A 13795-nucleotide genomic window follows, 5' to 3' on the forward strand; every position below is an offset into this window, starting at 1 on the left:
TTAGGGACGCACCGATGATGGACGCCGGGGATTGTTCCCGTCTAATCTAACTTGGCATTCGATTGATACCTGGATTAGATCAATGTTCGAACTGACGCAACTGCGCTGCTTCACCACCGTGGCCACCGAGCTGAATTTTCGCCGCGCCGCCGAACGGCTGAACATGACCCAGCCGCCCCTCAGCCGGCAGATCCAATTACTGGAGCATCACCTCGGCGTAGAGCTGTTTACCCGCACCACCCGCAGCGTTGCCCTCACCGCCGCCGGCCGGGCGTTTTTCATCGAGGCGCAGAACCTGTTGGAGCGCGCCCAGCAGGCAGCCGTGACCGCACGGCGTTTTGCCGAGGGCGATATCGGCACGGTGAATATCAGCTTCGTCGGCAGCGCGGTGTATGAGTTTTTGCCCAGGGTCATCGCCGAGGCACGGCTCAAGCAGCCCCAGGTCAGGATCGACCTCTCGGAGATGAACACCTACCAGCAATACGAAGCCCTGCGCGCGCGGCGCATCGACCTGGGCATCGTCCGCGCGCCCCTGCTGGAACCCGGTTATGCCACCGAATGCCTGGTGCGCGAGCCCTTCGTGCTGGCGGTGCCGAGCAGCCATCGACTGGCCAGTGCCGACAGCGTCAGCGTCCACGACCTCGACGCCCAGCCGTTCCTGATGTACGCCCATGCGGCCTACCCGCCGTTCAACGAACTGCTCACCGGGCTGCTGCGCTCGGCCCGTGTCGCACCGGAATACGTACAGTGGCTGGGCTCGTCCCTGACCATCCTGGCCCTGGTCAACGCCGGTATGGGCTTGGCGCTGGTACCGCGTTGCGCCAGCAGCGTGGTGTTCAAGAACGTGGTGTTTCGCGATATCGACCTGGGCGAAGGCGCGCAAAGTGAACTGCACCTGATCTGGCGCGAGAACAATGACAACCCGGCGTTCGCGATGTTGCTGGAGGGGATTCGCAGTGCGGTGCGTGACGGGTGGGCGAACTGACGGCGCGTGCCGACTCAGGTGCCGGTGGGTGATTGCGGCGTGTCAGGGTTGAGCTGCTGGCGCCTGAATTGCCCGGGTGGCTGGCCGTGTATCTGGCGAAAACGTCGGGAGAAATACGCCTCGTCGGCGAAACCGCACAACCTGGCCACCTCACCCACCGGTCGTGTGCCATTGAGCAAATAATTGCGCGCCGCGTGCATCCGGCGTTCAAGCACCAACTCCGTAAAGGTCTTGCCGATTTCCTTGCGCAACCAATGCGTCAGGTAGGTCGGTGACAGGTAAGTCGCCGCCGCCACCTTGATCAGGTTCAGATCGGGGTCTGCAATATTCTTGCGCAGGTACTCAGACATTCTGCTCAGTGCATCGCGCCGACTGACTTCGGCGGCATTCTCTTCGGCCAAGCGCTTGAGCGGTTCGGCATACAACGCGCACACGCGCCCTAACAATTGCAGCAACAATCCCTTGAGCATCTCGCGAGTGCCAAACTGGCGGTTTTCATCCAGGGCGCGCATCTGTTCGATCAAGCCACGGACGATGCCGAAGTCCTCATCGCCGAGGATGAAATCCAGATGCTCCTGGAAGCGGAACGGTGACAACTCGGGCGCCAGCAGGATCGAAACCTCTTCCAGATCCATCGGGTCGCACTGCAAATGCGGCAGCAGGAAGGTCTGGGAGAAATTGATCACAATGAAGTTGCTGTCTGCCGGATGGGGAATCACATGCACCCGATGCGGCAGGATGAACGCCAGCGCATTGCGCGGAAACGGCCGTTCGGCATTGCCGATGTGCTGCACGGTGTCGCCACCCAGGTTGACCTGGATCTGGAAATACTCATGGCGGTGGGGGCTGGTTTCCGCGCGACGGCCTTTTTTGTCGCGGATGTAAAAGTCGGTCAACTCGCTGCGTTGCTGCATGACGTAAGTGGGGACTCGACTGGGTGATGACATTGCCTGAGGCTCCTCGACAGGTACAGGGTCGGGGTGATTGTGCAGGCGGACCGGCGCGGCTTCAATATGTCATCGGATGACAGCCAGGTGTGACGGATTATTTTCACCTGCGTTGGCGATTTTCTCTGTCCAAAAAAATCGGGCGCACCACAAAATAATTAATCATTAAAAAACAATAGATTATTTAAAAAACGCAGCGGTTTTAGCCAAATAAATTAATCCGTTTTTTCTTGGACTCCTGCATTCAAGGCCTTTTCATAAAGAAAAAACGATCTAACGCACGCGTTGATTTTGGAATGTTGTACGACCACTGTAATCACCCATGCAGCCCGAACCTTCCAAAAACAATCAAAAGGTGCGCACCCCATGAACCTGCTTTTTTGCCCTATCCCCCCTCCCCCGGCCCGACCCGTGCGAAGGCATCTCTGAGCGCCTGACAGCGGCTGTTCGCGCCTCCCATTAATGCAGCGATTGCTCTGCCCCGGTACTGGGGGCATCGGCTTCGGCTGCGCGCGAACTTCACGATTCACCTGACAATAAAAAGGTCTACCCATGTCGAACTCGCACCTCTCCCCGTCCACCGCGCCGTCGGTGAGTGCCGGCGTACGGGACGCCGTCCTGCCCCAGCGGCTGCCGACCCGGCGTCGCTGGTTCATGCTGTCGTTGCTGCTGATTGCAACCATCATCAATTACATCGACCGCGTGAACATCTCGATTGCGGCACCGTTCATGGCCAAGGACCTGGGCCTGGACAAGATCGAAATGGGCCTGGTTTTCTCCGCGTTTGCCTGGACTTATGCCCTCGCCCTGGTACCAGCAGGCTTTGTGGCCGACCGCTTCGGCTCCCGGCTCACCTACGGCGTGTCGCTGATCAGTTGGTCAACCGTGACCGTGTGCCAGGGTTTCGCCACAGGGTTTGCATCGTTATTCGGCTTGCGCCTGGCCGTCGGCGCCATGGAAGCACCGGCGTTTCCGGCCAACAGCCGGGCAGTGACGGTGTGGTTCCCGGCCCGCGAACGCGGCATGGCCAGCAGCATCTATGTGTGCGGCCAGTACCTGGGCACGGCTCTGTTTACCGGCGTGCTGCTATGGCTGGCCACCACTTATGACTGGCGCCATGTGTTCTACAGCACAGGGTTGCTCGGCATCGTGTTCGGCGTGGCCTGGCTGTACCTGTACCGCGACCCGTTGAACTGCAAGCGCGTCAGCCAGGAAGAATTGAAGTACATCGAAGGCGGCGGTGGGCTGGTCAAGAGCAGCCAGGAGCGCACACGCTTCAATTGGCGACAGATCACCGAGCTGTTCGGCTACCGGCAGATATGGGCCATTTGCATCGGCAAGTTCGCCAGCACCTCGGCGCTGTACTTCTTCCTGACCTGGTTCCCGACATACCTGATCGAAGAGCGCAAGCTGACCATGATCAAGGCCGGGATCTTCGCGGTGCTGCCGTTCGTGGGCGCTACCGTCGGCATTCTATTGGCCGGCATCGTCTCCGACTTGCTGATACGCCGTGGCTACTCAATGTCCTTCGCGCGCAAGTTGCCCCTGGTGGTCGGCTCGATGCTGGGCATGTCGATTGTGCTGGTCAATTTCACCGACTCGAACGTGATCTGCATCGCGATACTGACCATTGCCTTCTTTGCCCAAGGCATCGCGTCGTCGTCGTGGGCCGCCGTATCGGAAGTGGCACCGAAGGAGCTGATCGGCCTGACCGGCGGGATCACCAGCCTGGCCGCCAATATCGGCGGGATCGTCACCCCGATCGTGATTGGCGGCATCGTTCACGCGACAGGCTCGTTTGCCTACGCGTTTTGGTTTATCGGCGGTGTCGCGCTGATTGGCACCTTGTCTTACTCGTTGCTGCTCGGCCGCTTGTACCGCATCGAACTCAAGGCGCGCTGAGTCAACAACATGTTTTTCTCCAACACCAGGCCGCAATCGTCCAACTTCACCCATGAATGCCGCCGTAGGCTGCTGCTTCCAACAGGACACTGATAAAAATGACCATGACCGAGTATGTGTTTACCCCCGATCTGCCCGTGACCTTGCCGGTGGCCGTTAGCCAGCAGCGCTTTCCCGTCGGCCGGGTATTTTGCGTCGGCCGCAACTACCCGTGGCCGGATACCCAAGGCCAGTCCCGCCAGCCGCCGGTGTTCTTCATGAAACCGGCGAGCAGCGTGGTCGACGCGACGGGCGAGGTGACGTTCCCGCCGTTGACCGAAGAGTTTGCCCACGAAATCGAATTGGTCGTGGCCATCGGTGAGGGTGGCGCTCATATTCCTGAGAGCCAGGCGCTGGCTTATGTGTGGGGCTATGCCGCCGGCCTGGACCTGACCCGCCGCGATGTGCAGCGCGCAGCCAAAAGCCAGGGCTTGCCCTGGGAAGGCGCCAAGGTGTTCGACGGCGCCGCGCCCATGACCGCCATTGTGCCGGTGACTCACGCCGGGCGCCCGAGCGGCGAGTTGTGGCTCAACGTCAATGGCCAGGAGCGCCAGCGTGACAGCCTCGACAGCCAGATCTGGTCGGTCAGCGAGATCATCAGCCGGATCTCCCAGTCGGTATCGCTGCGGGCCGGTGACCTGATCATGACCGGCAGCCCGGCGGGCGTGGATGTGCTGCAACCGGGCGATCTCATCAACGCCGGGATCGACGGCATCGGCCAACTCGAAATGCGCGTCGGCCAGCGCGCTTGAACCCGGCACACCTACCCGTAAATGGAAAAAGGAGATAACACCATGTCGAATCTTTTGAAGGTGGCCCTGGTTACCGGCGCCGGCAGCGGAATCGGCCGCGCCGTGGCCCTGGGCTTGATGGCGGACGGTTTCACCCTGGTACTGGCCGGGCGCCGGCCGGAGCCGTTGCAGGCCTTGGCCGAGTTGGCGGCCAGCGAGGGCCACGAAGCCTTGGCCGTCCCCACTGATGTGCGCGACCCGGCCAGTGTCAACGCGCTGTTTGCAACGATTGCCGAGGTGTACGGACGTCTCGATGTGGTGTTCAACAACGCTGGGGTCAACGCCCCTGCCGTGCCGTTGGATGAACTGACGTTCGAGCAGTGGCGCAACGTGATCGATACCAACCTCAACGGGGTTTTCCTCTGCGCCCGTGGTGCCTTCGGGCAGATGCGCCGTCAACAGCCACAGGGTGGACGCATCATCAATAACGGCTCGATTTCCGCGCATACCCCACGGCCTTTCAGCAGCGCCTATACCGCCAGCAAACATGCGGTGTTGGGGCTGACCAAATCCCTGGCCCTGGACGGGCGCGAATTCAACATTGCCTGCAGCCAGATCGACATCGGCAACGCCTTGACCGACATGTCGGTGCGCATGACCAAAGGCGTACGCCAGGCCAACGGCACCATCGCCGTGGAGCCGATGGTCGACGTCAAGCACGTGGCCGATGCCGTGCGCTACATCGCCGCGCTGCCCCTGGAAGCGAACGTCCTGAACATGACCGTCATGGCCAGCGCCATGCCGTTTGCCGGTCGCGGTTAAACCGGCCTTTTTATTCCGTGACACGAGGTTCCCAATGAAACCAGAAGTCTTGCAGCTCAGCCCGATCCTGATCCCTGAAATCAACGCGCGGCTCGATGAGCTGTTTACCGTCAGACGTTACTTCCAGCAGGCCGACAAGCCGGCTTATTTACAGGAACACGGTGCGAACATTCGCGGGGTGATCACCGGCGGGCATACCGGCATCAGCCAGGCGCTGATGGCGCAACTGCCGAGATTGGAAGTGGTGGCGGTCAACGGCGTGGGCACCGATGCGGTGGACCTGGCGTATGCCCGGGATCGCGGGATCCGCGTGACCGCAACGATCGGCGCGCTGACCGAGGACGTCGCCGACCTGGCCATCGGCTTGCTGATCGCCGTGTGCCGTGGGCTGTGCACCAGTGATCGCTATGTGCGCTCGGGCCAGTGGCCGCAGAGTCCGACACCGCTGGCGCCCTTGCCGTTGGCGCGCCAGGTGTCCGGCATGCGCATCGGCATCGTCGGCATGGGTCGGGTCGGGCGGGCAGTCGCCACTCGAGCGGCGGCCTTCGGTTGCCCGATCTGCTACACCGACCTGCAGCCGATGAGCGATGTGAGCCATACCTTCATCGCCGACCTGAAACAGTTGGCCAGCCAAAGCGACGCGCTGATCCTGGCCGCTGCCGCCGACCAGGCTGAAGCCATTATCAACGCCCAGGTGTTGCAGGCATTGGGCAAGGACGGCTACTTGATCAACGTGGCACGCGGCAAGCTGGTCAACGAGGCGGACTTGGTGGCCGCGCTGGCCGCCGGTGAGATCGCGGGGGCGGCCCTGGACGTGTTTGTCGACGAGCCGAATGTTCCCGAGGCGCTCTTCGCCAATGAGCAAGTGGTGCTGCAACCCCACCGCGCCAGCGCGACGCTGCAAACCCGCACGCGCATGGGGGACATGGTGGTGGCGAGCCTGCTGGACAGTTTCGCCGGGAAAAAACCCCAGGGTTGTGTGACGGATTGAGCATTTGATCGTTCCCACCTGCGTGGGAACGATCAAAGCCCCCCTCACCACCGCCTCACGCCACCTTGAACCGATTGACCAGCCGCTGCTGGTGCTCGGCCAAACGCGCCAATTCCTGGCTGGTGATTGCGGTTTGCTCGGCGCCGGCACTGACCTGGATGACCAGGTCGTTGATCTCGTTGACGTTACGGTTGATGTCTTCTGAAACCGCACTCTGCTCTTCAGCCGCCGAAGCAATCTGCAGATTGCGATCACTGATACTGGCCACGCCTTCGGCGATCTCCAACAACAATTCACCCGCACGCTCGACCTTGCGCGCGCCGTCCTGGGCCTTGCCCAAGGTCTCCTGCATGGACGAACTCGCCCGATCGGAACCACTTTGCAGGTTGCTGATCATCTGCTGAATATTCCCCGTGGACTCCTGGGTCTTCTGCGCAAGTACCCGCACCTCGGACGCCACCACGGCAAATCCGCGCCCATGATCCCCTGCCCGCGCCGCTTCGATGGCCGCGTTCAGGGCCAGCAGGTTGGTTTGCTCGGCAATGCCGCGAATGACGTCGAGCACGGAGGAAATCCCATCGCTTTCCTGCTTGAGTTCGCCAATGATCAGCGCGGTGTCCTCGGCCTGCCCGGAGAGCTGGCGGATCAGGGTGATGGTGCCTTCGATCTCGGTACGTCCTTGGGTGGTGCTGGTATTGACCCGTTGCGACAGTTGCGCCGCATCGTTGGTGCTGTGCGCCACCTCGCGCACGGTGGCGCTCATTTCGTTGATCGCCGTGGCCACCAGTTCAGTGCTTTGGCGCTGCTGCTCGACGCTTTGGCTGGTCTGCATCGTCACGGTTGAAGACTCCTCCGCCGCCGTTGCAACCTGTGCGGTGGCGTTGCCGATTTCCTGCACCACGCCACTGATCTCTTGCGCCATGCGGTTGAGGTTGCGCGAGATCTGACCGAATTCGTCCTTGCTGTCATAAGTCGCCCGCGCGGTGAGATCGCGCTGTGCCAGGTCATTGAGCACGCGGTTGAGGTCGCGCACCGCCGAATCGATCATGCGGATGATCAGCCAGGACAACACCGCCACCGCCAACAGGGACACGATCACTGCGTCAACGGTCAACCATAGGGCGCGGCGGGCGTCATCCCGCTCGTGCATCGCCAGGCTGCTGACACTTTGGCCCAAGGCTTCCTCCACTTGGCTCATCAGGTCAATGCGTTGGGTAGAGGTCTCAAACCAGGCTTCGGGTTTGATCCCCAGCGCCTGCCCCATCGGCACCTCAAACGCCAGGCGCTGCAACTTGGCGACTTCGACGGCGGCCGGTTGCTGCATTTGCGTATCGAACTGCGCCAGCGAGGCCGCGGGCGCTTTGCGTCGGAACGCATCGTAATAGGCGCCGAACTCGCCCAGGTTGCGGCTGAAGCGCGACAACAGGGCCTCATCGAAATGCCCCTGGCTGAAGACCAGGCCCAGCACCACGCGCTCGCGCCCGGCCCGCTCTTTCATTTCGATAAATTGATTCAGGGCCCCCAGGGCGTAGACGATGGTCGCGTTGTTGACGCTCGCTTCCAGGGAATGGGTGTAACCGGTCAGCACTTGAATGATCTCGGTATACCGTGCGCCGGATTCGGTGCTGTTGATGCTCAGTTTATCGACCTGCCCGCGCATCGCCGGCAACTGGTCCAGGGCCCGCAGGACGTTGTCCAGGTTCGCACCGCCGGAGGTGGACAAACCGCGCACCACCTCGACGGCCGCGCTGGAGTCCCTGCGCATCTGCACCATTCGTTCGCCCATGGACTTGCCGCCACTGCCGAGGAACACGCCACTGGCACCACGCTCACGCTGCAAAGTGGTAATCAACTGGCTCAACTTCTGGGCGGTGGCGCTGGCCATCACCGTGGTGTTCATGTCACGCAGCGTTTTGTAGTTGTCCACCACAAACACGCCGGCCAGGGTCAGGAACCCGAGCATGGGCAGTAGCAGAATCAACAACAGTTTCAGACGCAGCGGAGCGTTCTTAAGCATTTCCCTAAAGCCTCATGTCCATGGATCAGACTGGCGCCTGTCACGCCAAGATAGTGGCGCCATAATATCACCCATGAAAACAGCGCTACCGCTCTCGGACGGCCATCTGGAGCCAATAGGGGGTTGTACTGACCCAGATCAATAAACCCTCACAAACCAATCGACTGCCGGCCCCTGTGTTGATCGAGCACCTTGCTTGACTGACTCAATCCTCTCGAATACTTGCCTGATCCTCCGAATGTTCGGTTTTTTCGTAGATGGCCCTTGTGCCCTGATCTAGAGTTCGACAATGGGCGCCCATCGCCTTTCTTATAAGAAACACGCCATCCCGACCGATGATCAGCAGGTGAGCCAGCCATGGAATTACGCATCAACCAAAAAACCTATCAGGTCGACGCCGACGCCGACACGCCGCTGCTGTGGGTGATCCGCGATGACCTGGGGCTGACCGGCACCAAGTACGGCTGCGGCCTGGCCCAATGCGGCGCCTGCTCGGTGCTGGTGGACGGCAATGTCGTGCGTTCGTGCGTCACGCCGGTGGCCGGGGTGGTCGGGCGTGAGATCACCACCATCGAGGCTATCGAAGCCGATGCAGTCGGCAAGCGGGTGGTCAGTGCCTGGGTCGAGCATCAGGTGGCGCAATGCGGTTACTGCCAGTCCGGGCAGGTGGTGGCAGCCACCGCGCTGCTCAAGCACACCCCCGCCCCCACCAATGCGCAGATCGACGCGGCCATGGTCAACCTGTGCCGCTGCGGCACCTACAACGCCATCCATGCCGCCATGCATGACCTGGCCGCCGGGAAGGAGAGCGCCTGATGAACACGCCATCCGTCATCCCTGGCATCACATTGGGCGAGCCGATCAACCTGTCGCGTCGCCGCTTCCTGGCCAGCACGGCCGTGGGTGCGCTGGTCATCGGTTTTGGCCTGCCGCTGGGCTCGGCCCGAGTGCAGGCCGCTGCCGCCGCAGAACGCGGCACCCAGGTGCCGGCGTTCCTGGAGATTCGCCCGGACGGTACGGTGCGCCTGCTCAGCCCCTTTATGGAAGGTGGCCAAGGCACCCACACCGCCATGGCGCAGATCGTCGGCGAAGAGCTGGATGCCGACCCTGCCACCTTTATCGTCGAAGCCGCGCCACCCGGTGAGGCCTATGTGGTGATGGACAACGGCATGCGCATCACCGGCGGCAGCATGTCGGTGCGCATGAGCTACCCGGTCATGCGCCGCCTGGGCGCCCTCGCCCGCGCCATGCTGTTGCAGGCCGGCGCCGAGCAGCTTGGTGTGCCGGTGGCCCAACTGACCACCCAGCCTGGCCGCGTGGTGCACGCCGCCTCCGGGCGCTCCCTGGGCTACGGCGAGTTGGCCGGCCGCGCCCTGGACATGCCGGTGCCCGACCCGGCCAGCATCACCCTGCGTGACCCGAGCCAGTTCCGCTGGATCGGCAAGCCGGTCAAGCGCCTGGATGCCTATGACAAATCCACCGGCAAGGCGCAGTACAGCATCGACATCAAGGTCGACGGCATGCTCCACGCCGCCGTGCAGCACGCGCCGCGCCTGGGCATGACCGTGGGCAGCCTGCGTAACCAATCCCAGGTCGAAACCATGAAAGGCGTGCACTCGGTGCATGTGCTGCCCGGTGCGGTAGCCGTGGTGGCCGAACGCTGGTGGCACGCCAAGCGGGCGGTGGAGGCGATCCAGGTCGACTGGCAGGAACCGACGGCCGACTCAAAAGTGCGCGGCATGCCCGCGGATTTTTCCAGCGACGGCTTTCGCGATTTCCTCGCGGCCCAGCAAGGTCCGGCCCGTGACGACGAGAACGAAGGCGATGTGGCCGGCGCGTTGAAAAACGCCAAGACCCAGGTCGAGGCTACCTACCACAACCAGTACCTCAACCATGCCCAACTGGAGCCGCCGTCAGCCCTGGCGCGCTTCAACCCCGACGGTTCGCTGGAGATCTGGCTGCCCAACCAGGCGCCCGATATGTTCCGCGCCGACATCGCCAAGCGCGCCGGGCTCGACCCTGCGCAAGTGACCCTGCACTCGCCGCTGCTGGGCGGTTTTTTCGGCCGGCACTTCCTGTATGACTCGGCCAGCCCCTACCCCCAGGCGATTGCATTGGCCAAGGCGGTGGGCCGTCCGGTCAAGCTGATCTGGAGCCGTGAGGAAGAGTTCCTGCGCGACGTGTTGCGCCCGGTGGCGGTGGTCAAGTTCCGCGCCGCGCTGGACGCCGACGGCCTGCCGGTGGCGATCGAAGCGGTGAGCGCCACCGAAGGCCCCACCGAGGCCATCGCCGGCAAGCAGGGCGAAAAACTCGACCCCACCGCCCTTGAAGGCCTGTCGGGCAAGAGCTACGCCATCCCCAACAAACGCATCGCGCAGATCTACGTCAAGGGCCCGGCCATGCTCGGCTACTGGCGTTCGGTGGGCAATTCGCTGAATGACTTCTTCTACGAAGCGTTCCTTGATGAGCTGGCGGACAAAGGCGGCCGCGATCCCTATGAGCTGCGCCTGCACCTGCTGCGCGACAACCCACGGCTGACCACCCTGCTCAAGGCCGTGGGCGAGTTGTCCGGTGGCTGGAAACGGGGCCCCTACACTGCCGAAGACGGTACCCGGCGCGCCCGTGGCGTGGCCATGGCCTCGCCGTTCGGCTCCCACGCGGCAGTGATCGCCGAAGTGTCGATTGAAAACGGCCAGGTCAAGGTCCACCACATCTGGGAAGCCATCGACCCCGGCAGCATCGTCAACCCGGCGATTGTGCAAGCTCAGGTCAATGGCGCGGTGGCCCTGGGGCTCTCGCAAACCTTGCTGGAAGAAGCGGTGTACGTGGACGGTAAACCACGAGCGCGCAATTACGACCTTTACCCAATCTTGCCGCCCTCACGGATGGCGCAGGTGCACGTAAAGATCGTCGAGAGTGGCGAGAAGATGGGCGGCATCGGTGAGCCTCCGCTCCCCGCTGTGGCGCCGGCCGTGGTCAATGCGGTAGCGCAGTTGACCGGCCAGCGTGTTCGCAGCCTGCCATTAAGCCGACACACCTTCAGCTAACCGAGCGAGACCGCCCATGAACAACCGTCGATTCGCAAGAACCGCAGGCTGGCTGGTGCTGCCCTGCCTGGTCGCCGCCGGCCTGCTGGCCTGGTATGTCACCCGCCAGCCCGTCACCCCGTTCGCGCAGGAACAAGCCGCCAGCGTCGACCCCGCACAGGTCAGTCGCGGCGAATATGTCGCCCGCCTCAGTGACTGCGTCGCCTGCCACAGCCTGCCGGGCAAGGCGCCCTTCGCCGGGGGCCTGGAAATGGCCACGCCGCTGGGCGCCATTCACGCCACCAACATCACCCCGGACCGCACCCACGGCATCGGCACCTACAGCCTCGCCGACTTCGACCGTGCAGTGCGCCACGGCGTAGCACCGGGCGGCCGCCGGCTCTACCCCGCGATGCCCTACCCGTCTTACGCCAAGCTCAGCGACGACGATATCCGCGCGATGTATGCGTTCTTCATGCAAGGCGTACAACCGGCCAACGAGCCCAACATCCCCAGCGATATTCCCTGGCCGCTCAATCTGCGCTGGCCCATCGCCTTGTGGAACGGCCTCTTCGCGCCGACCGCCACTTACGCGGCCAAACCCAATCAGGACGCGCTATGGAACCGTGGCGCCTACATCGTCCAAGGCCCTGGCCACTGCGGCAGTTGCCACACGCCGCGCGGCCTGGCCTTTAACGAAAAAGCCCTGGACGAATCCGGCAAGCCGTTCCTCGCCGGCGCCCTGCTCGACGGCTGGTACGCACCGAGCCTGCGCCAGGACCCGAACACCGGCCTGGGGCGCTGGAGCGAGGCGCAGATCGTGCAGTTCCTCAAGACCGGGCGCAACGCCCATGCGGTGGTCTATGGCTCGATGACCGAAGCCTTCAACAACTCCACGCAGTTCATGGCCGACGACGACCTGGCCGCCATCGCCCGTTACCTCAAGTCACTGCCCGGCGACCCACAGCGTGACGGCACGCCCTGGCAGTACGTAGCCGCCGATACACGCCAGGACGTCCCCGGCGCCCACACCTACGCGACCCGCTGCGCCTCCTGCCATGGCCCGGACGGCAAGGGCCAGCCCGAATGGATGCCGCCCCTGGCCGGCGCCACCTCGGCATTGGCCAAGGAAAGTGCCTCGGCGATCAACATCACCCTCAACGGCTCACAGCGGGTAGTCGCCGCCGGCGTACCGGACGCCTACCGCATGCCGGCGTTTCGTGAGCAACTGTCCGATGCGGAAATCGCCCAGGTACTGACCTACGTGCGCAGCGCCTGGGGCAACCACGGGGAGGCGGTCGACGCCAAGGCCGTCGGCAAGCTGCGCGGGCATACCGACCCGGCGAGCAGCAGTCCGATTATTTTGCATATGCGTTAAAAGTCGCTGTCCTGATCTTTTCCCCGGCGTGGTCAGTGAAATGAGCATGCCGGGGAATAAAGGGGCAATGTGAACAAACGCAGTCTTGAACTGACCCCGTGCACGTTGACCTGTCCAGACTATTCGCACATTCAAGTTCGCCTCTTCTGACAATTAAAACAGAATCAATCTATATGGCGGATCAGCCATTATCAGCGCCAAACTCGCCTCAAGAAATGAACCGTGTCGGTACCTGGAGGCTTGGACCTTGAAAGACGAATACGATTTCACCCACAGCAAACGCGGTGCTGTCGCCAGCAACAAGGGCAAGACCCGCATCACCATCATGCTTGACGATGCGGTTATCGATGCTGCCCGTGAACGCGCAGAAAGCGCCGGTACGGGCTATCAAACCGTGATCAACAATCTGTTGCGTCAGGCGTTGATTTCGCAACACGCACACAATCTGGCGCCCGCCCCAAAGAAGCGGGCTAAAACCCTGCAAGTTATCAACAGTGGCATTAGCCTTTCTGAGGTTGAAGCACTGGAACAACAACTCATCGCTGTCGCTGGCGAGTTGAATCGCGTGCTGGGCACAGCCAAACTGGCCGATTGACCAAGGCTTTCTGCGACCTACCCCAACTCCCGCTTGAGTGGCTAACGGTCCAGCGCCCCATCCCAGCGGGCAATGAACAGGGTGGCCACGCCGTTGCCGATCACATTGATCAGCGCGCCGCCTTCGGAGATAAACCGGTAGACGCCCAGTATCAGCACCAGGCCTGCTGCCGGTATCACATAGATCGAGCCGAGGGTGCGCCCGCCCCCCGAACTAATTTGAACGAACCCCCACGTTTATCCATCAACATTGAAGGACTTATCAGACACGAGAACGGCTCGTGTCGCTCCTACGCGAGCAACGAACCCGGCGGCCTCGACCAGGCCCCTGCTCTCTTCGCTCGCACATGACGACCTTGGGGT

Annotated in this window: 11 protein-coding genes and 1 pseudogene; 9 read left to right on the forward strand and 3 right to left on the reverse strand. The window is 62.5% G+C overall.

Annotated elements, in window-relative coordinates:
* Window positions 1–82 precede the first annotated feature (82 nt).
* Window positions 83–985 (forward strand): LysR family transcriptional regulator, encoded by a 903-nt coding sequence (locus BFP99_RS19885; RefSeq protein WP_065947970.1) that lies wholly within the window; start codon window positions 83–85, stop codon window positions 983–985.
* Between the two features lie 14 nt (window positions 986–999).
* On the opposite strand, the gene BFP99_RS19890 is transcribed toward BFP99_RS19885, so the two are convergent.
* Window positions 1000–1932 carry a helix-turn-helix transcriptional regulator gene (locus tag BFP99_RS19890; protein WP_065947971.1) on the reverse strand — a complete coding sequence of 311 codons (933 nt, stop codon included), beginning with the start codon at window positions 1930–1932 and terminating at the stop codon, window positions 1000–1002.
* Window positions 1933–2484: 552 nt separating this feature from the next.
* Here BFP99_RS19890 and BFP99_RS19895 point away from each other — a divergent pair.
* The 4 genes from BFP99_RS19895 to BFP99_RS19910 all read left to right on the forward strand — a co-directional run bounded on the left by BFP99_RS19895 (window position 2485) and on the right by BFP99_RS19910 (window position 6417).
* Window positions 2485–3834: an MFS transporter gene (locus BFP99_RS19895; protein ID WP_065947972.1), complete on the forward strand. Its 1350-nt coding sequence runs from the start codon at window positions 2485–2487 to the stop codon at window positions 3832–3834.
* Window positions 3835–3932: 98 nt separating this feature from the next.
* Window positions 3933–4625 (forward strand): fumarylacetoacetate hydrolase family protein, encoded by a 693-nt coding sequence (locus tag BFP99_RS19900; RefSeq protein WP_065947973.1) that lies wholly within the window; start codon window positions 3933–3935, stop codon window positions 4623–4625.
* A gap of 42 nt (window positions 4626–4667) precedes the next feature.
* A complete protein-coding gene (locus BFP99_RS19905) occupies window positions 4668–5426 on the forward strand; it encodes an SDR family oxidoreductase (RefSeq protein WP_065947974.1) in 759 nt (252 codons plus the stop codon).
* Between the two features lie 34 nt (window positions 5427–5460).
* Window positions 5461–6417 carry a 2-hydroxyacid dehydrogenase gene (locus BFP99_RS19910; RefSeq protein WP_065947975.1) on the forward strand — a complete coding sequence of 319 codons (957 nt, stop codon included), beginning with the start codon at window positions 5461–5463 and terminating at the stop codon, window positions 6415–6417.
* 55 nt (window positions 6418–6472) lie between these two features.
* Here the strand turns inward: BFP99_RS19910 and BFP99_RS19915 are convergent, their stop codons facing one another.
* Entirely contained in the window at window positions 6473–8434 is a 1962-nt protein-coding gene (locus tag BFP99_RS19915) for a methyl-accepting chemotaxis protein (RefSeq protein ID WP_065947976.1), read from the reverse strand.
* Window positions 8435–8791: 357 nt separating this feature from the next.
* Here BFP99_RS19915 and BFP99_RS19920 point away from each other — a divergent pair, with 357 nt between their 5' ends.
* The 4 genes from BFP99_RS19920 to BFP99_RS19935 all read left to right on the forward strand — a co-directional run bounded on the left by BFP99_RS19920 (window position 8792) and on the right by BFP99_RS19935 (window position 13433).
* Window positions 8792–9250, forward strand: a complete 459-nt coding sequence (locus BFP99_RS19920; protein ID WP_065924418.1) for a (2Fe-2S)-binding protein — start codon at window positions 8792–8794, stop codon at window positions 9248–9250.
* The gene (locus BFP99_RS19925; protein ID WP_065947977.1) at window positions 9250–11481 is read left to right on the forward strand and encodes a xanthine dehydrogenase family protein molybdopterin-binding subunit; all 2232 of its coding nucleotides are present in this window, start codon (window positions 9250–9252) and stop codon (window positions 11479–11481) included. Before BFP99_RS19920 ends, BFP99_RS19925 begins: the two co-directional genes overlap by 1 nt.
* 16 nt (window positions 11482–11497) lie before the next feature.
* A complete protein-coding gene (locus BFP99_RS19930; RefSeq protein ID WP_065947978.1) occupies window positions 11498–12838 on the forward strand; it encodes a c-type cytochrome in 1341 nt (446 codons plus the stop codon).
* Window positions 12839–13085: 247 nt separating this feature from the next.
* Window positions 13086–13433 (forward strand): BrnA antitoxin family protein, encoded by a 348-nt coding sequence (locus BFP99_RS19935; RefSeq protein WP_065947979.1) that lies wholly within the window; start codon window positions 13086–13088, stop codon window positions 13431–13433.
* Window positions 13434–13474: 41 nt separating this feature from the next.
* Here the strand turns inward: BFP99_RS19935 and BFP99_RS33685 are convergent.
* A pseudogene (locus BFP99_RS33685) lies at window positions 13475–13630 on the reverse strand (C4-dicarboxylate transporter DctA); the annotation flags it as partial.
* Between the last annotated feature and the right edge of the window lie 165 nt (window positions 13631–13795).

It is taken from the genome of Pseudomonas sp. 1 R 17 (genome assembly GCF_900067035.1).
Lineage (GTDB): Bacteria > Pseudomonadota > Gammaproteobacteria > Pseudomonadales > Pseudomonadaceae > Aquipseudomonas > Aquipseudomonas marginalis.